This is a genomic window from Prevotella sp. E9-3, from assembly GCF_022024015.1.
Taxonomy (GTDB): Bacteria; Bacteroidota; Bacteroidia; order Bacteroidales; family Bacteroidaceae; genus Prevotella.
In genome coordinates this window covers 1,371,185-1,395,709 of the sequence record NZ_CP091786.1, presented here as the reverse complement: position 1 = coordinate 1,395,709, position 24,525 = coordinate 1,371,185, and the positions used below count along the sequence as shown (strand labels likewise).

Annotated in this window: 23 protein-coding genes; 19 read left to right on the top strand and 4 right to left on the bottom strand. The window is 43.9% G+C overall.

Translation table 11 applies throughout. The annotated features are described in order from the left end of the window. The first annotated feature begins 35 nt into the window (after positions 1-35). The 14 genes from L6475_RS04945 to L6475_RS04880 all read left to right on the top strand — a co-directional run bounded on the left by L6475_RS04945 (position 36) and on the right by L6475_RS04880 (position 13,381). A complete protein-coding gene (locus L6475_RS04945) occupies positions 36-443 on the top strand; it encodes a SoxR reducing system RseC family protein (protein WP_237823066.1) in 408 nt (135 codons plus the stop codon). Between the two features lie 58 nt (positions 444-501). Further along, positions 502-1,374 carry a Fe-S cluster domain-containing protein gene (locus L6475_RS04940; protein ID WP_237823064.1) on the top strand — a complete coding sequence of 291 codons (873 nt, stop codon included), beginning with the start codon at positions 502-504 and terminating at the stop codon, positions 1,372-1,374. Then, the gene (gene rsxC, locus L6475_RS04935) at positions 1,371-2,738 is read left to right on the top strand and encodes an electron transport complex subunit RsxC (protein WP_237823063.1); all 1,368 of its coding nucleotides are present in this window, start codon (positions 1,371-1,373) and stop codon (positions 2,736-2,738) included. Before L6475_RS04940 ends, rsxC begins: the two co-directional genes overlap by 4 nt. A 2-nt stretch (positions 2,739-2,740) precedes the next feature. Beyond that, positions 2,741-3,745: an RnfABCDGE type electron transport complex subunit D gene (locus L6475_RS04930; protein ID WP_237823062.1), complete on the top strand. Its 1,005-nt coding sequence runs from the start codon at positions 2,741-2,743 to the stop codon at positions 3,743-3,745. 13 nt (positions 3,746-3,758) lie between these two features. Continuing rightward, complete coding sequence (locus L6475_RS04925) at positions 3,759-4,385, top strand: RnfABCDGE type electron transport complex subunit G (protein ID WP_237823061.1); 627 nt, start codon at positions 3,759-3,761, stop codon at positions 4,383-4,385. Between the two features lie 4 nt (positions 4,386-4,389). Continuing rightward, entirely contained in the window at positions 4,390-4,974 is a 585-nt protein-coding gene (gene rsxE / locus L6475_RS04920) for an electron transport complex subunit RsxE (RefSeq protein WP_237823060.1), read from the top strand. 6 nt (positions 4,975-4,980) lie between these two features. Next, complete coding sequence (gene rsxA / locus L6475_RS04915; protein ID WP_237823043.1) at positions 4,981-5,580, top strand: electron transport complex subunit RsxA; 600 nt, start codon at positions 4,981-4,983, stop codon at positions 5,578-5,580. Positions 5,581-5,624: 44 nt separating this feature from the next. Next, complete coding sequence (locus L6475_RS04910; protein WP_237823041.1) at positions 5,625-6,815, top strand: glycosyltransferase family 2 protein; 1,191 nt, start codon at positions 5,625-5,627, stop codon at positions 6,813-6,815. A gap of 198 nt (positions 6,816-7,013) precedes the next feature. Then, positions 7,014-8,267, top strand: a complete 1,254-nt coding sequence (locus L6475_RS04905; RefSeq protein WP_237823039.1) for an ATP-binding protein — start codon at positions 7,014-7,016, stop codon at positions 8,265-8,267. A gap of 5 nt (positions 8,268-8,272) precedes the next feature. Beyond that, positions 8,273-9,328: an endonuclease/exonuclease/phosphatase family protein gene (locus L6475_RS04900; RefSeq protein ID WP_237823037.1), complete on the top strand. Its 1,056-nt coding sequence runs from the start codon at positions 8,273-8,275 to the stop codon at positions 9,326-9,328. Between the two features lie 109 nt (positions 9,329-9,437). Continuing rightward, positions 9,438-10,478 (top strand): UDP-glucose 4-epimerase GalE, encoded by a 1,041-nt coding sequence (gene galE, locus L6475_RS04895; RefSeq protein WP_237823035.1) that lies wholly within the window; start codon positions 9,438-9,440, stop codon positions 10,476-10,478. Between the two features lie 213 nt (positions 10,479-10,691). Continuing rightward, positions 10,692-11,300 (top strand): thiamine phosphate synthase, encoded by a 609-nt coding sequence (locus L6475_RS04890; protein WP_237823034.1) that lies wholly within the window; start codon positions 10,692-10,694, stop codon positions 11,298-11,300. 38 nt (positions 11,301-11,338) lie between these two features. After that, positions 11,339-12,277 (top strand): ribose-phosphate pyrophosphokinase, encoded by a 939-nt coding sequence (locus L6475_RS04885; protein ID WP_237823033.1) that lies wholly within the window; start codon positions 11,339-11,341, stop codon positions 12,275-12,277. A 3-nt stretch (positions 12,278-12,280) separates the two neighbouring features. Continuing rightward, complete coding sequence (locus tag L6475_RS04880) at positions 12,281-13,381, top strand: TlpA disulfide reductase family protein (protein ID WP_237823031.1); 1,101 nt, start codon at positions 12,281-12,283, stop codon at positions 13,379-13,381. Between the two features lie 191 nt (positions 13,382-13,572). Here the strand turns inward: L6475_RS04880 and panD are convergent, their stop codons facing one another. Then, positions 13,573-13,917 carry an aspartate 1-decarboxylase gene (gene panD, locus L6475_RS04875; protein ID WP_237823029.1) on the bottom strand — a complete coding sequence of 115 codons (345 nt, stop codon included), beginning with the start codon at positions 13,915-13,917 and terminating at the stop codon, positions 13,573-13,575. Between the two features lie 94 nt (positions 13,918-14,011). Further along, positions 14,012-14,872 carry a pantoate--beta-alanine ligase gene (gene panC / locus L6475_RS04870; protein WP_237823028.1) on the bottom strand — a complete coding sequence of 287 codons (861 nt, stop codon included), beginning with the start codon at positions 14,870-14,872 and terminating at the stop codon, positions 14,012-14,014. Positions 14,873-15,037: 165 nt separating this feature from the next. On the opposite strand from panC, the gene L6475_RS04865 reads away from it, so the two are divergent. From L6475_RS04865 to L6475_RS04855, 3 genes are all read left to right on the top strand, one after another. Then, a complete protein-coding gene (locus L6475_RS04865) occupies positions 15,038-15,850 on the top strand; it encodes a glycogen/starch synthase (RefSeq protein ID WP_237823026.1) in 813 nt (270 codons plus the stop codon). Positions 15,851-15,930: 80 nt separating this feature from the next. Beyond that, positions 15,931-17,388: a DUF4270 domain-containing protein gene (locus tag L6475_RS04860; protein ID WP_237823024.1), complete on the top strand. Its 1,458-nt coding sequence runs from the start codon at positions 15,931-15,933 to the stop codon at positions 17,386-17,388. A gap of 72 nt (positions 17,389-17,460) precedes the next feature. Beyond that, complete coding sequence (locus L6475_RS04855) at positions 17,461-17,589, top strand: dehydrogenase (protein WP_237823022.1); 129 nt, start codon at positions 17,461-17,463, stop codon at positions 17,587-17,589. Positions 17,590-17,595: 6 nt separating this feature from the next. Here L6475_RS04855 and L6475_RS04850 read toward each other — a convergent pair whose 3' ends face one another. Both L6475_RS04850 and L6475_RS04845 read right to left on the bottom strand, forming a co-directional pair. Next, a complete protein-coding gene (locus tag L6475_RS04850) occupies positions 17,596-18,246 on the bottom strand; it encodes an HAD family hydrolase (protein WP_237824021.1) in 651 nt (216 codons plus the stop codon). 111 nt (positions 18,247-18,357) lie between these two features. Continuing rightward, on the bottom strand, positions 18,358-20,949 hold the full coding sequence (locus L6475_RS04845; RefSeq protein ID WP_237823020.1) for a 4-alpha-glucanotransferase: 2,592 nt from the start codon (positions 20,947-20,949) through the stop codon (positions 18,358-18,360). A gap of 79 nt (positions 20,950-21,028) precedes the next feature. Between L6475_RS04845 and L6475_RS04840 the strand changes: the two genes are divergently transcribed. Together L6475_RS04840 and mltG are read left to right on the top strand one after the other, a co-directional pair. Then, on the top strand, positions 21,029-23,161 hold the full coding sequence (locus tag L6475_RS04840; RefSeq protein ID WP_237823018.1) for a HAMP domain-containing sensor histidine kinase: 2,133 nt from the start codon (positions 21,029-21,031) through the stop codon (positions 23,159-23,161). Between the two features lie 46 nt (positions 23,162-23,207). Beyond that, positions 23,208-24,245: an endolytic transglycosylase MltG gene (gene mltG / locus L6475_RS04835; protein WP_237823016.1), complete on the top strand. Its 1,038-nt coding sequence runs from the start codon at positions 23,208-23,210 to the stop codon at positions 24,243-24,245. Positions 24,246-24,525 lie beyond the last annotated feature (280 nt).

Sequence of the window (24,525 nt, the reverse complement as noted above, 5' to 3'; positions counted from 1 at the left end):
TTTGCAGTGCAATAATACAGTTTACTAAGCAAACAATGAATATCTCCATAAAACATTCCGGCACCATAGTGAGTGTAGAAAAGGGCACTGTTAGAGTCAGGATAACCCAAGCTTCGGCATGTGGTACCTGTCAGATTGCGCAACACTGCACCGCTTCGGAAAAGCAGGAGAAGATTGTGGAGATAAAGACGCCTGCGAGAGCGTTGGCTCCTGGCGATGAAGTAGTTGTGAGCATCTCTGGCGAGGCGGCACGTGATGCTATCCTATTTAGTTTTGGCATTCCACTCGCCCTTATGACTACGATGCTGATTGTTGCCAAATGGTATAGCGGCAGCGATGGCGTAGCAGCTCTGACTGCTATCTGTTCCCTTATACCTTATTATATAATAATAGGAATTTACAAAAATAAGATAGAAAACAGAGTACGATTTACTATAGAATGATTTAGCTACTATCTACAAAAAGTTCAAAACAGATATACTTATATATTAACAAATAATTATGAATTTTATTTTAATTGCAGTAATAGTTCTTGGAGCCATCGGCCTTATTGCCGCTTTGGTACTTTTCCTATGTTCCAAGAAATTTGCTGTCTATGAAGATCCGCGCATAGCACAGGTTGGCAGTCTGCTGCCCGGTGCCAATTGTGGCGGATGCGGTTTTCCTGGATGCAGCGGTATGGCCAATGCGCTGGTAAAAGGAGCCAACGAAGGAAGCATCGAGGGACTATCGTGCCCTGTAGGAGGATCTGAGACAATGACACAGGTAGCAAACCTTTTAGGCATGGCCATTGCCAATGGAGAGCCGAAGGTGGCCGTAGTGAGATGCAATGGCAGTTGTGAAATTCGTCCGAAGATAGCTGAATATAACGGTCTGCGCACCTGTGCAGCCATGAATGCCTGCGGAGCTGGCGAAACAGGTTGCGGATATGGTTGTCTGGGTTGTGGCGACTGTGTGAGCGCTTGCCAGTTTGAAGCTATCGCCATCAACGAGGTAACTGGATTACCCGAAGTTGATGACAACAAATGTACAGCATGTGGAGCATGTACAAAAGTCTGTCCGCGAAACATTATCGAACTAAGAAAGAAAGGGGTAAAAAACCGCAGAGTATATGTTGGCTGTGTGAACAAAGACAAAGGTGCGGTCTCAATGAAAGCATGCAAACAAAGTTGCATAGGTTGTGGCAAATGCGAAAAAGAATGTCCCTTTGGAGCTATCACTATAGAGAATAACTGCTCGTACATAGACTTCAACAGATGCAGAATGTGTAGGAAGTGTGTGAACATCTGTCCGACGAAGGCCATTGTAGCAGTAAACTTCCCTGTCCCTAAACCTATTGAGCCAAAAACTGAAGAAAAGGAGGCTAACGCATGAAGATCAAGACATTCAGCATAGGAGGTATCCACCCTCAAGGAAACAAACTGACACACGAAGTGGCCACTGTGAAAGCAGCCCTGCCCAAACAAGCCATTTTTCCACTGAGTCAGCATATTGGAGCGCCAGCAAAACCTGTGGTACAGAAAGGCGACAAGGTAAAAGTAGGTACGTTGATAGCAGAGGCTGGCGGATTTGTATCGGCCCCCATCTACTCATCTGTGAGCGGTACAGTATTCAAAATAGATACAGCCATTGATGCTACAGGCTATCGGAAACCTGCCATCATCATCAATGTGGAGGGTGACGAATGGGAAGATACAATTGACATATCAGAAAAACTGGAAACGGTAAGTTCACACCCAGAGCTGACCCCCGAAGAGATTGTGGAACGCATTAAGGCGGCAGGTGTTACAGGTATGGGCGGCGCAGGTTTCCCAACATTCATTAAGCTCTGCCCTCCCCCAACAGCCAAAGCAGAATGTGTGATTATCAATGCAGTGGAATGCGAGCCTTACATCACAGCAGACTATCGACTGATGATGGAAAAGAGCGACGAGATACTCGTAGGTTTGGAGCTGTTGATGATGGCAGCAAAAGTAAAAGTGGGCTACATCGGCATAGAGACAAACAAGCCTGCAGCCATCGAACTGTTCACTAAGAAATGCGCCGAGGTGTTTGCCTCTTCAAACTACCATGTAGAGGTGGTAGCCCTGGCACAACGCTATCCTCAGGGAGGTGAGAAGCAACTGGTAGATGCAGTGATAGGCCGTCAGGTCCCTGCCCCACCCGCAATTCCCGTAAATGTAGGTGCCATTGTACAAAACGTGGGAACAGCCTTTGCAGTATATGAGGCAGTGATGAAGCGTAAACCGCTGTTTGAGCGTTACACCACAGTGACAGGCAAACAGCTAAAGCATCCTGGCAATTTCCTTGTAAGGATGGGAACACCCATGCAAGAACTCATCGATGCTTGCGGTGGTATGCCCGAAGGCGACAACAAACTGCTCGCTGGTGGTCCGATGATGGGAAAAGCACTTACCTCGACAGAGGTACCAGTGTGTAAGGGTACAAACTCCATCACCATTCTCAGCGGCAATGATGCGGTAAGGAAAGACCCTCAGCCATGTATCCGCTGTGCTAAGTGTGTGAGCGTATGTCCGATGGGACTGGAGCCATACCTGCTGGCAAAAATCAGTGAGACGAGAAACTGGGAGAAAGCCGAAAAGGAAGATATTGTGAGCTGCATAGAATGCGGTTCGTGCCAGTTCACGTGTCCCGCACACCGTCCACTGCTCGACAATATCCGTCAGGGAAAATCTACCGTCATGGGAATCATTAGAAACAGAAATGCAAAGAAATAACTATGAGTAAACTAATTGTTTCACTTTCGCCACACGCACATGGAACAGACAGCGTAGAGCGCAACATGTATGGTGTCATCATCGCCCTACTTCCCGCCCTACTGGTATCGTTCTTTTATTTTGGCATTGGCTCCATCATCGTGTGTGCCACAAGCGTGATAGCCTGTGTATTACTGGAATGGGCCATCAACAAATATATGCTGAAGAATCAGCAAAACACCATTTCCGACGGATCAGCTATTCTCACCGGACTGTTGTTGGGGATGAACCTACCTTCAAATCTTCCAATATGGATTATCCTGATCGGAGCGTTGTTTTCCATCGGCGTAGGCAAGATGGCATTTGGCGGACTTGGACAGAACATTTTCAATCCTGCCCTGGTAGGCAGATGTGCTCTACTGGTGGCATTTCCCGCCCAGATGACATCATGGCCTATTGAGGGACAATGGTTCAGTTATACCGATGCAGAAACAGGAGCCACCCCTCTGGCACTGATGAAACAAGCTATCAAGAGTGGTGATGTGGAGATATTAGACCAACTGCCAGACTCCTTCAGTCTGTTGCTGGGTGACAACGCCCTAAGTGGAGGTGCCGGAACGATTGGTGAAATCTGTGGACTGGCATTATTGGCCGGACTAGCCTTTATGCTTTGGAGAAAGATTATTACTTGGCATATTCCTGTGTCCATCATCGGAACTGTATTTGTGTTCAGCACACTCCTTCACCTGAGCAACCCTATCTATGCCGATCCAACAACAGTAATACTGACAGGCGGTCTGCTTTTGGGAGCCATTTTCATGGCTACAGACTATGTAACCTCACCCATGACGCACAAAGGCCAGATTATCTATGGTGTATGTATCGGTATGCTGACTGTCATCATCCGCAACTGGGGCTCATACCCCGAAGGCATGTCGTTTGCTATCCTGATCATGAATGCTTTTACACCTATTATTAATAATTATGTGAAACCCAAACGCTTTGGCGAAGAGCCGGCAGAAAAGTAAAGGAGGCAGAAAGATGAAGAAACTTGAATCGACTTTACTAAACATGACGCTGGTGCTCACTGGAGTAGCAGTGATCACGGGTGGTATTCTTGCCTATGTGAACAACCTGACAAGTGGTCCTATCAAGGCTCAGAAGGAGAAAGCACTGGCAGATGGTATCATGACAGTGATGGAAAGCGACGACGTAATAGTGGAAAAGACTGACACAATCCGCCAAAAAGATGACAAAGGCAAGGAAACTACCTATATCATCTACAAGGCGAACGACTCAAACGGGAATAATTTAGGTGCCGCTGTTGAAAGTACTACAGGAGGTTTTGGCGGTGATCTGAAGGTGCTGGTAGGCTTTAATCCTGAAGGAACAATCCTCGGCTATACCATATTGGAACACGCTGAAACGCCAGGATTAGGTGCCAAGGCCGACAAATGGTTCCAGAAAGGAGAAAAAGGCGACATCATAGGCAAGAATCCATCAGAACCGCTGAGTGTATCGAAAGATGGCGGACAAATAGATGCCATTACCGCTTCGACCATTACAAGCCGTGCATTCCTGAAAGCAGTAAACAACGCCTATCTGGCCTATAAGACCCATAACACAGACGGCGAAAGTGGAGCCAGCAAACAAAAGAAGGAGGAATAAAGCTATGAATTATATCAATATTATCAAAAACGGCATAGTAAAGGAGAATCCTACCTTTGTGCTGATGTTGGGAATGTGTCCTACACTGGCCACAACAACAAGCGCAACAAACGGTATGGCCATGGGACTGGCAACAATGACAGTGCTGATATGTACTAATTTCGTTATCTCATGCCTGAAGAATGTCACTCCAGACAAAGTGCGCATCCCTGTGTTTATTGTGGTAATCGCAGCCTTCGTAACCATCCTTCAGATGTTGATCAAGGCTTATCTGCCCGACATAGACACAGCATTAGGACTGTTCATTCCACTGATTGTAGTAAACTGCATCATTCTTGGACGTGCAGAAGCTTTTGCTGCCAAACAAAGTCCAGTAGCCTCACTGTTCGACGGTATTGGCATCGGATTGGGTTTCACACTCGGGTTGACACTCCTTGGCTTATTTCGCGAAATTCTTGGTTCAGGTTCAGTTTTCGGTTTTGTGCTGATACCAGAGGCCTACAACATTCTTCTATTCGTACTACCGCCGGGAGCCTTTATCACTTTAGGCTTTCTTATCGCTATCATCAACAGAATCAACAAGGCATAAAGGATTATGGAATACATACTTATCTTTATTTCGGCAATCTTCGTCAACAACATCGTACTCGCACAGTTCTTAGGAATCTGTCCGTTTTTGGGTGTTTCAAAGAAGATAGAGACATCACTGGGCATGTCGGCAGCAGTAGCCTTTGTTATGACACTGGCCACCATCGTGACCTGGCCAATTCAAACTTACATACTCACTCCTTTCGGACTTGAATACCTACAGACCATTGTCTTCATCCTGGTCATCGCATCACTTGTGCAGATGGTAGAGATTGTACTAAAGAAGGCGTTACCATCCCTATATCAGGCTTTGGGCATCTTCCTTCCACTGATTACTACGAACTGCGCAGTGCTTGGCGTAGCCATCCTCGTGGTACAGAAAGATTTCAACCTCATTCATTCAGTGGTCTATGCATTGTCAACAGCTATTGGATTCGGACTTGCACTAACCGTATTTGCAGGCATTCGCGAACAGTTAGAACTGTCGAACGTACCGAAAGGCATGCAGGGAATGGCCATCGTGTTGGTATCAGCAGGACTGCTGAGCCTTGCCTTCATGGGATTCTCGGGTGTTGACAACGGACTGAAAGTACTCTTCGGACTTTAAAACAAAAACCATAATTATTAACTTTCTAACTTAACATTTGGCTTATGATTACACTTAAAATCATCTTTTGGGTTTGCATAGCACTTGTATTCTACACCTATTTAGGCTATGGACTATTGTTGTGGATAATTCTGAAACTGAAGCGATTGTTCGGAAAGAAAACTACTATAGTAGAATTACCTTCGGATCAGACACAGTGGCCAGACGTAACACTGATGATATGTGCGTACAATGAAGAAGACATCATCCATGAGAAGATGGAGAACATCCGTCAGATAGACTATCCGAAAGAGAAGTTCTGCGTGATGTGGGTAACAGATGGCAGTAATGATCATTCCAATGAATTGCTCAGCGAATACGGCGATGAGATAAAACTGGTGTTCTCGCCAGAGCGCAGAGGAAAGGCTGCAGCCATGCAGCACGGACTCAAAGAGAACAAAGCCGAGTTTGTGGTGTTCACAGATGCAAATACGATGCTCAATACACAATGCATCAAAGAAATTGTACGACAATTCATGAGAGAAGATGTAGGATGCGTGAGTGGCGAGAAAAGAGTGCGTGCCCGTCATGAAGGTCAGACTGCATCAGAAGGCGAAGGATTATACTGGAAATACGAGAGTACACTAAAACGCTGGGACAACGAGTTATACTCAGCCATGGGAGCAGCCGGCGAACTGTTTGCCGTGCGCATGAGCGTTTACGAGGAAGCCCCAAGTAATGCCTTACTGGACGATTTCATGATATCGATGCTCATCCTGAAAAAGGGATACAAGATAGCTTACACCAGCGAAGCATACGCAATGGAATACGGATCGGCCAACATGGAAGAAGAATCCAAGCGTAAACGCCGTATTGCAGCTGGCGGACTGCAAAGCATCTGGTGGCTCAAAGATTTGATGAATCCATTCAAATATCCCAAAGTAAGTTTCTTCTTTGTATCACACCGTGTATTACGATGGAGCATCACTCCCTTTGCCCTAATGGCACTGATTCCACTGAACGTACTACTGGTATTCATGAAGGCAGGAACCATCTATACATGGGTATGGATATTGCAGGTAGCCTTTTATTTAGCCGCTTTTGCCGGATATTTATTTACAATAAAAGGTAAAAAACAGAAATTGCTGTACGTACCTTACTATTTCCTATTTATGAACATCAATGTATTTAGAGGAATCAAATACTTGAGAACTCACAGCACAAGTGGCGCATGGGAAAAAGCAAAGAGAGGCTAAAAGTCTTCCGATGTAATAACAATATTTTTTAATATAAAATCATCATTTTTGAAGCATTTCGAGTAAAAATACATGTTTTAGAATAAAAATAACGTAAAATCGATACATTTTCACGAAAAATCGACACACATTTAAGAAAAAACATGTAACTTTGGTGCCGAAATTTCAGTGAAGTAATACTAGGATTACGAATAATTGATGATGAATCAAGACGAAAAGGAAATATTGCTCCAAAAGTTAGCCGATGCTACTCACCAATTGGCAGAGGTAAATAATCGTTTGGAACAAGCCAACAAGAAACTAAAAGAATACGAGGAAAAGGCTGCAAAGGCTATTAAAGAAAGCCAGATGAAGTCTCTTTTCCTCGCAAACATGTCTCACGAAATTCGAACTCCCCTAAATGCCATTGAGGGATTCTCACGCATCATGGTTGAAACAGACTCTCCTGAAGACCGTATGGGATATATGGAAATCATTGAGAGCAATAACACACGATTAATGAGTCTTGTAAATGAGATTCTAGACTTAAGTCGTGTGGAGTCGGGAGAAATCGTTATCAAGAAAGCTCCAACAGACCTTAACACCTTGATGAACAGCATTAAGCAGCTGTTCAAATTCCGTTGTCCTGAGACAGTAAAATTGAATATTAACAAGCCGGGGATGCCAGTAGTAATGACCACTGATGAAAATCGACTGACACAGGTATTCTCGAATCTCATATCAAACGCATTAAAGCATACGCCGAAGGGCGAAATAACATACGGATACCGCATGAAGGACGAGGGGCAGAATATTGAGTTCTTCGTATCAGATACAGGTTCCGGTATTGATCCCAAATTCATTGACCATATTTTTGACGTCTATGCCTCAAAAGATGCTGATCAACAGAAAGGCTATGGCTTAGGACTGGCACTATGTAAGATTATCGTCGAAAAGATGGGTGGACATATCTCAGTTGAGTCAGAATTAGGCAAAGGAGCCACCTTTGTTTTCGAAATGCCATTCCATGGAACATTCGGCGGTATAGCGACCAGCAATCGTACTTCAACGAATGTTCGTACAATCCGTGTAGATAGTAATATTGACGAGTCGAACATGAAGACCGTGTTGGTGGCAGAAGACGAAGAGAGTAACTTTGAACTGGTACGCATCGTTCTCCAGAAACGTTACAGACTTTTGCGTGCTCATAATGGCATAGAAGCCGTTACCATGAACGAAGACGAGCGCCCTGACCTTATCCTAATGGATATTCGTATGCCAGAAATGGACGGACTCGATGCTACGCGTATTATAAAAGAGGTGGATCATGACACCCCGATTATTGCATTGAGTGCCTACGCTTTCGAAGAGAACATACGTGAAGCTAAAGAAGCAGGATGCGATGCATTCATGGCCAAACCTTTCCGAGTAGAAGACCTTATTGAAATTATCAAGAAATTCATTGGAGAATAAGGTTTATGGCTAAGTTGGGCATATACAAATACTTCTCGTTCATGCTATTGGTTATCACACTGCTGATTTCCATTTTTACGATAATTGGACTTTTTGGTGGAAATGCAAATCCTGTACACGAAACTGCTATGGCTCTCATTGTGTACGCATTACCCTTACTTATTATTGCCAACTTCATAACATTACTTTTTTGGATTATCAGAAGAAGATGGCATTGGGTAGTAATTCCGTCAATCACGCTATTGTGCTGCATTCCTTTCATCGGAACACTGTTTCAGTTTGGTTTCTGGAACGATGAAGACGAGCCTGAGAGTTTTACGGTTTCTACCTACAACGTAGCCCTTTTCGGACGGGAGTTGACAGGTTTTAAGGCTGAAGATATTCTTTCGGCCATGAAACGTCAGAACGTGAGCATCCTCTGCATTCAGGAATACATGACCCACAGTGGCAACAAAGACAATACGGAGAATTACAAGAAATTCTTTGGAAACGTGGCAAAAGGCAAAGATGACATGATTATCTTCAGCCGTTATCCTATCGTTGATTCGAAATGTATTGACTTTAACAACAAAACAAACAATAGTGCCATGTGGGCAGATGTGAATGTACTGGGAAAGACAATTCGTGTTTTCAACGTACACCTTGAGACTACTGGCATCAACAGCACACTGCACAGAGCAGCCAAACGAGAGATAGCCGGTAATCCCATTGAAGAGAATGCTTTGGTACGCGCATTTTTCGATAACTACACCCTTGGAATGGTGAATCGTGCCATTCAGGCAAACATAGTGGCTAAGGAAATTCAAAGTAGTCCCTACCCAGTAATTGTCTGTGGTGACTTCAACGATGTGCCCTATTCGTATGTGTACAACACAATGAAAGGGAATCTGGTTGACGGATTCAAGGAATGCGGAAAAGGATTCATGTACACCATGCGTGGAAACAAAAAGATACGCATAGACTATATTTTCCACGACGAGTCGTTAAGTGGTTTGAGCTATCATAAAGAGGATTTGAGCTATTCCGACCACTATCCCGTATTCATGAAACTTAAATACTAAAACAAGAGAGGAAAGCGTAATCGGCACTATGTATTAATATGTGTTAATCTGTGAGTGCTCTCGCATATTTTACCTACCTTTGCAGAAAGTTCTTAAATTACAAAAATAAATGAAACAGACAATTTTGGTTACAGGTGGCACCGGTTTTATTGGAAGCCACACTACTGTCGAACTGCAGGAAGCAGGCTATGAGGTAGTAATAATCGACAATCTTTCAAATTCTAACGCTAACGTAGTTGATGGTATTGAGAAAATCACCGGAAAACGTCCTGCCTTCGAGAAGGTGGACTGCTGCGACATGGAAGCATTGGAAGGAATTTTTAAGAAGTATCCAAAAATTGAAGGTATCATCCATTTCGCAGCCTCTAAGGCAGTTGGCGAAAGTGTTGAGAAGCCTCTGATGTACTACCGTAACAACCTGACATCGCTCATCAACTTGCTTGAGCTGATGCCTAAATACAATGTTAAAGGAATTATCTTCTCTTCAAGCTGCACAGTTTATGGTCAGCCTTCAGAAGAGAACCTGCCTGTCACTGAGAACGCACCTATTCAGAAAGCCCTTTCACCCTACGGAAACACCAAGCAAGTGAACGAAGAGATTATCCAAGACTTCATTCATAGCGGTGCGCCCATCAAGAGCGTTATTCTGCGTTACTTCAATCCGATTGGTGCACACCCCTCTGCACTGATTGGCGAACTGCCCAACGGTGTGCCCATGAACCTCATTCCTTTTGTCACTCAGACAGCTATCGGCATTCGTCCACAGTTAAAGATTTTCGGTAATGACTATGGTACTCCAGACGGCACCTGCATCCGCGACTATATCTATGTGGTAGATCTTGCTAAAGCTCATGTTAAAGCAATGGAACGTGTTTTGGACAATCCTAACACCGATGCAGTTGAAGTATTCAACATTGGTACCGGCAAGGGCTTGTCAACACTTGAAGTTGTTGAAGGCTTTGAGAAGGCAACAGGTGTGAAACTGAATTGGACCTATGCTCCCCGTCGAGAAGGCGATATCGAGAAGGTATGGGGCAATGTTGACAAGGCCAATAAAGTATTAGGATGGAAAGCTGAGACTCCTACAGAAGAGGTACTGAAAACTGCTTGGCGCTGGCAGCAGAAGTTGCGTGAAGACGGCATTCAGTAATACTCTACTATAACGATATTTACCAGTCGTTAATGACTGTGTTTTTATTTTGTGTTTGTGTTGTGTCATCCCTCGATGTGAATCGGGGGATGAACTTTTTTATTATTGCATTTCGATATAAAAAAAATGTATGTTTATCTAATTTTTCCATAAAACAGTGGGTTGTCTCAAAAAGTTTGCGTAACTTTGCAAAACGAAAGAGTTAAAGAGAAGATGAAACTTATCATCATGACCAAAGCCACGTTTTTCGTGGAAGAAGACAAAATTCTTACTACCCTTTTTGAAGAAGGTATGGAGAACCTGCACTTATTCAAACCCGGTTCAGAGCCCATCTATTCAGAAAGGTTACTCACCCTCCTACCCGACGATTATTACAAAATGATAACTGTTCACGATCATTTCTACCTTCGTGAAGAGTATGGTTTGCGAGGCATTCACTTAAATGACGCCAACGACAGTCTGCCTATTGGCTATAAGGGTAACGTAAGTCGCACATGTCATTCTATTGAAGAACTAAGCAATGCCAAGAAAGAATCAAAATACGTTTTTCTTAAGACCATATTTGATAGTCAGAGTAACGCCGACGACAAGCAGACGCTGAGCTACGAGACTTTGAAGGAGGCATCGCGTCGGGGACTTATTGATAAGAAAGTCTACGCGATGGGAGGCATCAATCTGGACAACATTCGTCTGTGTCGCGAATTAGGATTTGGCGGAGTAGTAATATGTGGAGACCTGTGGAACCGTTTCAGCATTCATCACGGTCAGGATTTCAATGACATCATTGATCATTTCCACAAACTCCAGAAAGCCGTTTCGTAAAGCCTGAAGCAATAGTTTTTGAACACCTAACATAAATTATGAGTACACAAAACTCTTACATGGTCTTCTCGGGCACTGCCACGAGGTATCTGGCAGAGAAAATCTGCCAAAGTTTGGGTTGCCCACTCGGCAAAATGGTTATGACTAAATTCTCTGATGGAGAGTTTGCCGTAAGCTATGAGGAATCAATTCGCGGACGCGATGTATTCCTTGTACAGAGTACCTTTCCCAATTCCGACAACTTGATGGAACTGCTCTTGATGATTGATGCAGCCAAGCGTGCTTCTGCTCGAACCATCAACGCCGTCATTCCTTACTTCGGATGGGCTCGTCAAGACCGTAAAGACAAGCCCCGTGTGTCAATCGGAGCAAAGTTGGTAGCCGATCTGCTGAGTGTTGCCGGTGTAAACCGAGTGATTACTATGGATCTCCATGCCGACCAGATTCAGGGTTTCTTCAATGTTCCTGTAGATCATCTGTACGCTTCAGGCGTACTTCTGCCTTATTTACAGAGCTTGAAGCTCGATGAGTTGGTAATCGCATCACCTGATGTAGGTGGTTCCAAGCGTGCCAATACTTACGCCAAGTATTTAGGTTGTCCGTTAGTGCTTTGCAACAAAACACGTGCCCGTGCCAATGTGGTAGCCACTATGCAAATTATCGGTGATGTTGAAGGCAAGAATGTTGTGATTATCGATGATATGGTCGATACCGCAGGTACCATCACAAAAGCAGCCGACCTGATGATGGCTTCCGGAGCCAAAAGCGTTCGTGCATGTGCCAGCCATTGTGTTATGAGTGGCCCTGCTAGCGAGCGTGTTCAGAATTCAGCTCTTGAGGAGATTGTATTCACCGATTCCATCCCATACACTCAGCGTTGCGCCAAGGTGAAGCAGATTTCAGTAGCAGACATGTTTGCTGAGACAATTCGCCGTGTCATCGAGAATGAGAGTATCAGTGATCAGTATATCGTATAAACAATGAAAATACGTTCCCTTATCCTAACTGCTGCAACAGCGCTGTTTTTTACAGCCTGTCAGCAAGACGGTTATAAGATTAATGGTACCGCTGAAGGCTTTGCCGACGGCGATACCATTATCATTACTACCGACATAGAGAGTATGACTCCGTGCGACACCATTTTGGTGAAGAACGAGCATTTTACCTTCAGCGGCCCTGCAGACTCAGTGCAACTGGCACTGATTGTTGGACTGAAGCAAGGAACCTCGGTAATGTTCTTTACAGAAAAAGGCACTATCGATGTCACCATTTCTGTCGATCCTTTCAAGAATCATGTAGGCGGCACAAAAGCCAACGATGGCTGGCAGAAAATCACCGAAATGAGTAATGAATACGGTCAACGTGCTCAAGAACAGGTAGAAATTCTGTATCGAGATAGCCTTAGCGAAGAAGACCGACAGGCCGCCTTCACGAAGCTGCAGAAAATGGAAAGCGAGTTGCAACAGAAGTTGGTTGAGCAGACCGAATTGAACATCGACAACGAACTAGGCTACTTCATCATCGCTAATATGTCGACCAATGATGAAACATTCACTCCTGAGAAACTCAAGGAACTGATTGGTCGCATGCCTGAATCGTTCCGTAAGCGCCAAGCCATCGTCAAGCTTGAGGAAGAACTTGCAAAGAGCGAGACAACAGCTGTAGGTAACACCATTACCGATTTCACTCTCCCCACACCTGACGGAACAGGTCTTAATGTGATGAGCGAGGTAAACAAATACAAGATAACAGTCTTGGACTTCTGGGCTTCATGGTGCGGTCCCTGTCGTCAGGAAATGCCTTTTATGAAAGAACTCTACGCAAAATATCACGAAAAAGGATTAGGCATAGTAGGCATCTCACTCGATGACGATAAAGATGCCTGGTTGAAAGCCATTGCCGAACTGGGCATTACTTGGCCACAGATAAGTGACTTAAAAGGCTGGCAGTCAGAGGCTGGTCAACTATTCCAGGTCAATTCCATTCCTTTCATGGTAGTAGTTGATGAAAATGGAAAGATTCTGGCTAAAGGTCTTCGTGGTGAAAAACTTTCTGAATTTGTTTCCCAAAAGCTAAACTAAACAACTGGCGTTCTTAGATTGAACGCATACATAGAAAGGCTTCGCAAAAGCAATAATAACAAATGGGTAAATTCATTGTGAATTTACCCATTTGTTATTCAAACTTTTTATATTCAGCAAGAGTGTATTATCCTTTCAGAACTATAGATGCTAAATAGCTAATATCTAAAAAGGGACAATAGAGAAAAACACTATACTATTTTATTCTCTTTTGGAAACACGACCGTAGGCTTGAAGGTCTTTGCCTCTTCAAAATCCATCAAGGCATAGGAAATAATAATTACGGTGTCGCCAACTTGTACCTTACGGGCAGCTGCACCATTCAGGCACACACATCCAGAACCACGTTCGCCTTTAATGATATACGTTTCAAAACGTTCACCGTTATTATTATCGACGATTTGCACTTTCTCACCGGCAATCATGTTGGCAGCATCCAACAAATCTTCATCAACAGTGATACTGCCCATATAATTCAGATTTGCTTCGGTCACCTGAACGCAGTGCAATTTCGATTTCAGAACTTGTATCATCATTTTGAATTACGATTTACTACTTGTCACTATACTATTATCAATTCAAGATTTTCTAATTAATTTGAACTATCAACAAGACTCTTGTCCGATATCATTATTTACCAGAAGACTTGTACTTAATATGGTCTATCAAACGGATAGGAGTCTTTCCACAATAAACTGTGATACAGCCAACTATATAAGGCGAATCATTCCAATCGGCTACATCCTGGAGGGTATCACCATCTACAATTGAAAAATACTCTACATCTAGTCCGTCAACAGCATTGATAGATTCTACCACGAACTGATGAGTCTCTTTCAACGAATGTTTCTTAGCATAGTCAACACTTTCCTTAAGTACCTTATAGATGGTAGGTGCAATAGCACGTTCGTTAGGAGCCAACAGAGTATTACGGCTGGAGCGAGCCAATCCGTCGTCATCACGCACAATTGGGCATTCCACGATTTGAACATCCAACTGAAGGTGTCGAACCATAGCCTTAATCACTGCTATCTGCTGCCAGTCTTTCTCACCAAAATAAGCATTATCAGGCCGTACAATATAGAATAGGCGGCTAACCACCTGACAAACACCATTAAAATGTCCAGGACGATGTGCGCCCTCCATTACTGTTGACACAGGAGGATACTCAAACGAACGTGTATCGGGTGTTGGATACATTTCTTCCACTTCAGGTGCAAACACGAAGTCTGCTCCACACTGTTCCAACAATTTGCAGTCTGCCTCCAGCGTACGGGGATAGTTTTTTAGGTCATTTTTATCATTGAACTGAGTTGGATTCACGAACACAGAAACAACCGTCAAGTCGTTCTCTTTCATACTGCGACGCACCAGCGAAGCATGTCCTTCATGAAGTGCTCCCATAGTAGGAACTAGTCCAATCTTTTTACCGGCCTTACGAGCCTCAAACAATGCGTTCTGAAGTTCGACAATCTTCTTAAAAATTTCCATTGCTTTCAATTTGAGCGTGCAAAATAACAACATTTTTCACAAATAAGGAAAAAAAACACTAAAAATAAGCCTATAAAATGTCACTTTTTCCTAAAATCGCGCATTTTATTATCTTTTGCAAGTTTTTTTTTGTACCTTTGCGAAAAATAATCATCATCTATAACGATGGAAAAGAAGAAAATCCTATTCATCAATCAAGAGATTGCCCCCTACGTACCTGATAGTAACATGTCTTTAATGGGCCACGCTCTTCCTCAAGCAATCCAAGAGAAAGGTCACGAGATTCGTACATTTATGCCTAAATGGGGAAATATCAATGAACGAAGAGGTCAACTACATGAAGTACAGCGCCTCTCGGGTATGAATCTCATCATCAATGAGACCGACCACCCACTGATTATCAAAGTTGCAAGTATCCAGTCGGCTCGCATTCAGATCTATTTCATTGACAATGATGACTATTTTACCAAACGTCAAATGTCTTCCGATGAGATGGGTGAAGATTATCCCGATAATGGTGAGCGTGCCATATTCTTCGCACGTGGTGTATTGGAAACCGTGAAGAAACTTCGCTGGACTCCAGACATTATCCACTGTCAGGGATGGATGAGTGCTGTCGTTCCCCTATACATTAAAACTGCCTATCATGAAGAGCCATCATTTGCCAATACAAAGGTGGTAACCTCACTATTTGCAAAATCACTGAAGAAGGATCTTGGTGCCAATTTCAAAGAGTGCCTGGAATTCCGCGAAGCAAAGGCAGAATTACTAAAAGACTATAAGGACGACTTTGATTTCGAAGAATTAGGAAAATTGGCTATCGACTATAGCGATGGAATCATTCTGGCTGAAAAGGATGTTAATGCAAGTTTGCTGAAGCATGTAGAAAAGAAAAAGATTCCTATGCTTGGGTATCAAGAAGATTTTGCCGATGCTTATGAAGCATTCTATGATCAGATTTGTCCAGACGTGGAATAAAATCCATGAACAAAATTGGAACGCCACACAGAAAAACAAATTTGCAGATTGTATTTTAGATTTTGAATATTCAATTACACATGAATAGACTATTTTACATGGCTGGGGTCGTTATGGCGGCCATAGCCATTTCTTCTTGTGATGAAGATACGTTAACGGTAGGAAACACGTTGACCAATGAGAGCGACGAACTCTCTGTCAACACCAAGACAGACTGGGTTTACACAAACACACTCATCGCCGACTCTGTTCTTTCCGCTGCCAGTTCCTGCTATTTAGGAAAGATTGAAGACCCTGAAACTCACTCAGAGGTAAAAAGTGAGTTCAGTACACAATTCAATCTTCTCTCCAACATGTATGTCTCTGACGAAGAGTATATTGTGAGCAAAGAGAATGGAGAAATTGTTGCCGACTCCTGCGATATAATCCTTTTTATCACCAATCCTTTCTCCAGCACTGACAACCTGAATGCAATGACGCTCAGAGTACGCGAGCTGGGAACAGCAGTTGATCCGACTCTTCGCTATTATTCCAACTATGATGTCAAAGACTTGTTGCGCACTTCTAAAGGAGGCATAGACTATAATCACGTATTCACCTACGACAACAAGACTGACAATGACAGCGTACGTAATTCTACTTCCTACCTGAACAATATCCACATTCCACTTAATCAGGCTTACACAGACAAAGACAACAAGACCTATAAGAATTACGGCACCTACATTCTTCAAAAGTTGCTGGCCTATAAGAAATCTCACAACGGCCAATTCCCCAACTCGTACGTTTTTGCACGCGACATCTGTCCAGGTCTGTTCTTTGAGATTACAAATGGTGTTGGTTTTCATGCAGCAGTACCTCATATCGGACTACGCGTTTACTATCGTGTAAACCGCGACTCATTGTTCAGCGCTGCTATCACAATGGCAGGTACTAAAGAAGTGATGCAGACCATCAAGATCAGCAACGACAAGTCCAACTTGACAACACTTGCCAATGACAATTCGCTGACTTATCTGAAGACTCCTGCCGGACTGTTCACCGAAGCCACCCTACCAATAGCCAGCATTTGGAATGGCCATGAGAACGACTCCCTACTTGCTGCAAAGATTTCGTTCCAACGTATGAACATCGAGAATCCTGGCGAGCGTACCCTTGGTACACCACAGAACCTTCTGATGGTAATGAAAGACAGTCTGCATGCTTTCTTTGAGCACAAATCACTGCCCGATAGCAAGACTTCCTATCTGACCAGTTTCAATTCAACATATAACATCTATTCGTTTACTAACATTTCAAAACTGGTTACCCATCTTTGGAACATGCGCAAGCAGCACATTGACAAAGATCCCACTTGGGCAGATCCGAAGTCAGACCATTACAAAGTTGTACTCGTTCCTGTTACCTATACAACGGCATCCAGTTCTTCAACAGTCACCAGTATTGCCCACGATTTGTCGCTGCGCAGTACAAAACTGGTAGGTGGAAAGGATTCGCCCATCGAGATAAGCACTGTCTTTGCTAAGTTCAAGCATTAAACAGTAACTTCTAAACGATGCGAAAGAAGCCTGCAAACGGCAAGAATACAGGTTACAAAACAAAAGAAAGATATGGCAGACGGATTTATAGAAAAGCGCCTTGAAGACTATGAGGCCCGCAAGGAGGCCTATTTGAGACAGAAGCGACATCTGCCCAAATTGACTCGCAAGCCCATTCGCCCTGATGACGAGGCACTATAGAAACCGCTATATAGAGAGAATATCACGTGGAGCAACTGCGAAAGTGGTTGCTCCATTTTTTTCAAGGAACTCCCTATCGCGGAACCCCCAAAGCACACTGATACAAGGAATCCCGGCATTACGGGCAGTCATAATATCCACATCGCTATCGCCAACATACACGGCATTCTCCTTTGAAACGCCCATCTGTCTAAGGGCTTCCATCACAGTATCAGGAGCAGGTTTCCTGCGAATGCCTTCAACCTCATGTTCGCCAATGGCCACCTGTATGGTCTGAGGAAAGAAATGTTTGCAGAGTTCTTGAGTGGCCAGATAGAACTTATTACTTACCACAGCCAAATGCTTGCCACGCAATTTCAGTTCCTCAAGCAATTGAGTAATTCCTTCATACGGACAGGTAGTGTCAAGTGAATGCTGCAGGTAATGCTCACGAAAAGTCTGAAAAGCCTCCTCAAACAGTGGATTCTCCTCACCACCAGGAACAGCACGCTTCATCAACATTTTAACTCCATTTCCCACGAATAGCCTAACATCTTCGATTGAATGTTCAGGCATTCCATAAGAACGAAGTGCAAAATTGACAGAAGTTGCCAAATCAGTAAGTGTATTCAATAGCGTTCCGTCAAGGTCAAATATATATGTATTGTATTCTTTCATCATTCAAACATTAGATCTTCTACATTCCTTTAAGGCATCGGGTAGATTCCCATAAGACATCGGGTAGATTCCCATAAGACATCGGGTGGATTCCCTTAGGATATCATGAGGTCAGCGCTTGCTACGAGTAATCATCATTTTCAGTTTGCCATTAAAACGACTAGCATTCATCAGATCCTCAATATTCAAGTGCATGCGATACTGCCAACGATTGAAAGGATCACTTGGCACATTAATTCGCTCTTCACGCGGATTCTTTCTGCGCAATTCGCCATCCATAGCCAACCAGTCTTGTAAGGCCAGCACACAGAGCATCGATGGTGAATATAAGTGTCGGGCAATCATCTCTTCGGCCAGGTGGGCAGGCAGATGCTCAGGAGCACGTCCCTGTTTCTGAAGCATCGTTGTAAAAAATCGCTGAGTACGCTCCGGGCTCTCTTCCCACCACAGTCGCAAGGGAGCCATATCGTGCGTTGCAATAGTTGCCACACTTCGCACTGGATTGCCATCCAAATGAGCGAACTCCACCCCACTCTGCTTAGGCATTTGTTGTATTTCAAGAGTCAGGATGCGGAGTGCGTCCAACACAGGTTCCACGCAGTCGGGCAACATACCTAAATCCTCTGCGCAAATCATCATTCTTGTATCTCTTAGAATATCGGACAACCGTTTATAACCAATCGATCCCCAATACATTGAATGACGTTGATAAAAGAAATGATTATATAGACGCATAAAGGCATCTCGTTCCTCACTATTCAAAGCTTCAAACACAGTTTCTTTATAGGCGGAGATACGTGGATGATACATATCAGCCTGATAGGGATCCTCTACAAAAAGTACATTAGCCACCAGTCTATATAATGCATCGCGTATCCACAGACTGTTCTCATCATTTTTCCCTTCAAAGGCCTTTTGTATCTTTCTTTGCGTATTCACCTCCGGTTTCAGTTCATACATACCATAAGGTTTCCTCTCCAAGAAAGTATCTCTCACATAGACAGCATGAATCCCAAAGAACTTGTCTATTATCCGATCGTTGATAAAAGGCTTAGTCAAGAAATCTTTCCTGAATGGTAGTCCGAAATATTCTATCTCACTTGGTGTGAAAGGCAGTGCTGGCGAAAAATGCCCCATCGTTCCAAACAATTGGTCGTTAGGAATTTCCCAAATACGGAAAAAGCCCAATACGTGATCTATACGAAGAGCATCAAAATACTGTTCCTGATGCTTCAGACGACTTCTAAACCAGTCTTCAATTGTCATTGTTCCAACTTTCTCCCCATCATGTTCCCAATGGTATGTGGGGAATCCCCAGTTCTGTCCCTGCATTGAGAAGGCATCAGGTGGAGCACCTGTCTGACTTTCTATGTTGAAGAAAGTCGGATAAGTCTTCACTTCCCTGCTGTCCTTGCTCACGCCTATAGGCAGATCACCTTTGAGGAAAACGCCCTTTTGGCGGGCATAGTCGGAGGCATCCTTCAGTTGTTTGTGCAGATGAAACTGTACGAACTGTTCTTCCGGTTCATCATCCAGCCAGATCTTGTTCGTTTCACGCCAAGAAAGGAACTCTTCCGAAGTCAGCGTTTTTTCCCCTTCTTGATGGAAAAAAAGATGTATATATTCTGTTTTTACCCTTTCCACCGCTTCATAGTCACTATAGCTGAGTGCATTCAGCTCGCTCCGTCTGCGAAGGAAGGAGGTCATTTGTTTCTTATCTTTCAGTTTGCCTAACTGGTTCAAGTCCAGATACTGTGGATGGAGTGCAAAGGCCGACATAATATTATAAGGATAGCTGTCACCCCATCTATGGGAATTTCTGGTATCGTTGACCGGCAACAACTGAATCACTTTCATGTTCACAAGTGCGGCCCAGTCAACAAAGCGTTTCAAATCGCCGAAATCGCCCACTCCCCAAGACTGTTCACTACGCAAGGCAAACACAGGCACACACACACCGGCCGCTCTCCAAGTTTTATCGGCCAGGCGTAGAGGTTCCCCGCAAAGCACAAGCACCTCACCCTCAGCCAATTCACCATCCACAATGCGATTGTCACCTTCTTCCCATTCCACTAGTTCGTGGGTTGCCTCATCAGTAACCACATACTTATATTCAATGGGCATACCAATCCAGTCCACATTCAGCGTCAGCATCCAATCGTTCGTGCCAACCTGTTCCATTGGCAGGAAACGAGTTGTATTCCATGCGCCCAAAGCAGGGTGACTTCCCACTATAGCCAGTTTCTGCCCCTTCTTCAGTAATGGAGCAAGAACATGAAAAAGTACAGTCTTTCGAAATAATGGCAACTTTGAGGAAGGAAGTTTCTTTTCAGCATTCGAATGAGCAGTTGTCACTTCATAAGCGGAAGTATAGAGATGACTATTCAGTGGTATATCCAGCCATTGGTCGTGAAAGATGAATGTTTTCGATTCATCGACAGCATATTTCCTTCCGATCCGTGTCCATTCCCTTCTCAGTTCGTTTCCTTCCTGATCGGCTACAATATAATAATATGTAAAAGAGTCAATGGCATTTCTTCTCGATTCCAGCAAGACCGTCTCCCCTTCCCAGTATTCTCCGTCCTGCGTATTCAATGGCAGTTGAACCGATCGTTCTATTCCATCATTGGCCCGACAAGTCATACAAACAATGAGCTGCTGCCCCCATTCCGTTCTATAGTTGATTGAAAATTTGAATTTCATTCCTTTCAAGGCATTATTTACGCTACAAAAGTAATAAAAAAAAACGTTTTGTCCTATTTTTTTTGCATAAATCCTCGTTTTGTTCTGGAACTTTTGTACCTTTGTGGCCAACGACCAACGAAATAACTCTGAGAAGATGCGAACACACTTCAATCATTTAATACACCTATACATCACAGGTCTGATAGTTGCCTGCTCTTCCATATTCGTTTGTTCTTGTAGCCCTGACAGCAAGAATACTGAACTTAAACCTCACACAGACAGTCTTATCAAAACTGCCTATGATGCTCGTGATTACCATCAAATGCTCACCATCCTCGACCAACAGGAAGACTCTGGTTCAGTGGAAGGCATTCAATCGAGCTATTGGCGCGGCTATGCTTACTCTCGTCTTCAAATGAACCGTCAGGCCGAGACTTACTGGAAAAAAGCCCTTACTTTCAACATATCTACCGACGAGGACGCGAAATTCTATGGTATGGCAGCCAGCCGTCTCTCCACCCTTCTTTTGTTGAAAGGTGATTACGAAGGAACTATCAATGTATGCATCCCCGTTTTGGCTACTCTGAAAGAAAAAGGATACACAATGAATCCTGACTATGCCTGCTTGCATGCTTCAATAGGCGGTTGTCAGTTACATCTTGGCAAAGAGAAAGAAGCCGAAGAGAATTACGAACATGCCTACGAAATCTATCAAGACATCATACAAACGGAGAATGGTTCGTCCGAAAGTTATTCCAATGCCATTATCGGCATTATCACCATTACCGACAATCTGCTTCATCTCGAGTATTATTCAGAGGCTTTCATATGGACCGAGCGTTTCGCAGAACTTCTCGACCAATACAAGAAGCAGAACGATGCCAAGCCTTTTTTTATAGACAAGCAGAGTGCTCGCCTTTATCTGTACCGCGCTTGTGCCCTCGAAGGTTTAGGACGTAAAGCAGAGGCTGCTCTGGCCTATCATGCTGCCCTTAAGACCCAATATGCAAAAACTGGGGATGGAAAGATGGAAGCCACCAACTATCTCATTGCCGCCCATCGATGGAGCGAGGCTGCCGACAACTTTCAGATTCTCGATGGTCAGATGAGCTTGCACGGATTTAAGCCCAATCTCGATAACATCAAGAACCAACTGGTTCCAAAATTCCGTGCCAATCTGGGGGCTCATCGTACCGACAGTGCTCTTGCCGTAGCAGACTATATTTGTACTGCCCTCGACTCAGCTATTATTTGGCAAAAGAACGACGATGCCGCCGAACTGTCCATTATCTACGACACCCAGCAGAAAGAGATGCAGATAGCCCAACAGCAGTCCGACATCAACCGGCAACGTTTACTCACCTCAATTGTTGTATTCACCTTGGTTATCGTATTCCTCACTGTGTATAGCGTCAATAGACGTCGCTCTGCCATACGGCTGCAGAAAGCCTACGACAAACTGGCTGAAAGCAATGCCCAACTGACCATTGCCAATGCTCGTGCTGAGGAATCTTCAAAGATGAAGACGAACTTCATTCAGCAAGTTTCACACGAGATACGAACCCCATTGAACATCCTCTCTGGTTTCACTCAGGTTATCACCACCCCAAATATGGAACTTGACGATGCCACCCGTGCCGATATCAACAAACAGATCATCGACAATACCAACCGCATCACCGGACTGGTCAATAAGATGTTAGAGCTAAGCGATGTTAACAGTCGTGCCACCATTGAGCGTACCGATGAGGTTCCTGCTGTTCAGATTGCAGCCGAAGCCATTGAGGCCAGCGGAGTAGCCTCTGCCCCCCATCTTGATTTTGACCTTCAGCTGACGACCGAAGCCGAGTCGCAAATGGTACGCACTCATCTGTCCAGTGCCACACGTGCCCTCTCGCTCCTTCTCGACAATGCCCGCAAATTCACTCGTGGAGCCGAGGCAACAGGCGACGTTCAAATCACTACAAAGCAAACGGTGCATCTCTGCCTTTCAGTCAGCAACGACAGTATTTTCTTCACTATTGAAGATTCTGGCATAGGAATTGCTGAGAAAGATGCTGAGCGTATCTTTGAAGAGTTTGTTCAACTGAACGAATACTACGATGGTACAGGTATCGGTCTAACCGTAGCTCGTTCACTGGCTCGCCGTCTGGGAGGTGACATCACACTCGACACCACCTATGGCGGTCTAGGCAAAGGAGCTCGTTTTGTGATGCAACTGCCGTTATAGCACCACACATCACCATAAAAAAAAGACCATAAAATTTCGAACAAATATGATCAACAAGAAACTATTCAGCGAAAAATATTTCTATCTATTGCCTGCCGGTATATGCTTTGTCGGTTTGTTAGTAATTATTTATTACTATTTCTTCACAGGTTTCACTTATCACACCCAGACAGAATATGTATATATCGATGCCAATGACAATATCGACTCTGTATATAATAAATTCTCCACTGTTGGCTCACGTCATGGAATGACTGCCCTTGGCACTCTACTGCGTCACAGCGATTACGAAAATCACATCCGCACCGGACGCTTTGCTGTTAATCCCAACGATGGCGTGATAACCATTTTCCGCCGTCTACGCAACGGTCAGCAGGCACCTGTAATGCTCACCATCCCTGAGAGTCGAACCATACAGATATTGGCTGGTGTATTGAGTAGGAAACTCATGATTGACAGCACGACCATTGCCTGCTCATTGACAGATTCGGCTTACTGTGCTTCACTGGGCTATACCACACAGACCATTCCTGCCATGTTTGTGCCCAACACTTATGAAGTGTATTGGGACACCAATATCGACAAGTTCCTTCAGCGCATGAAACGTGAACACGACACTTTTTGGAACTACGAACGTCTTCATAAGGCTGAAGCTATTGGCCTCACCCCTGTCGAAGTATGCACCCTGGCCAGCATCATCGATGAAGAAACTGCCAACACCAAGGAAAAGCCGATGATAGCCGGTATGTACCTGAACCGCCTGCATGTAGGAATGCCTCTCCAGGCAGATCCTACGGTGAAGTTTGCCTTGGGCGATTTTGCCATCCATCGCATCCGCCATGGAATGCTCAACACCGACAGTCCTTACAACACCTACAAATATGAAGGTCTTCCTCCTGGTCCTATTAAAATTGCCAGTATCAAAGGTATTGATGCCGTCTTAAACCGTGTATCCCACAATTATTTATACATGTGTGCAAAAGAAGATTTCTCAGGCACTCACAATTTTGCCCACTCCTATAACGACCATCTTAAGAATGCAGCCCGTTATGCCCGAGCCCTCAACGAACGAGGTATAGAATAATAAAAAAATGCCCCGCACTTCACAGTGCAGAGCATTTAACTCAATAGGTATTAGTCTTTTTAAGGTAAAAAGATTGTATTCAGGATAACACTGCAAAGATAAATCATACAGTTTAATGTTCAAAACTTTTTTATATGTTATTTAGCAGTTTTCTGTTTTTAACAACAAAAAATCCCGTTTTCCAATAATTATTCTTACCTTTGCACATTATTTATTATTACATTGTATTTATTATAGTGCGCAAAGCGAATATATATATTCACAAATACTGAAATAAAAT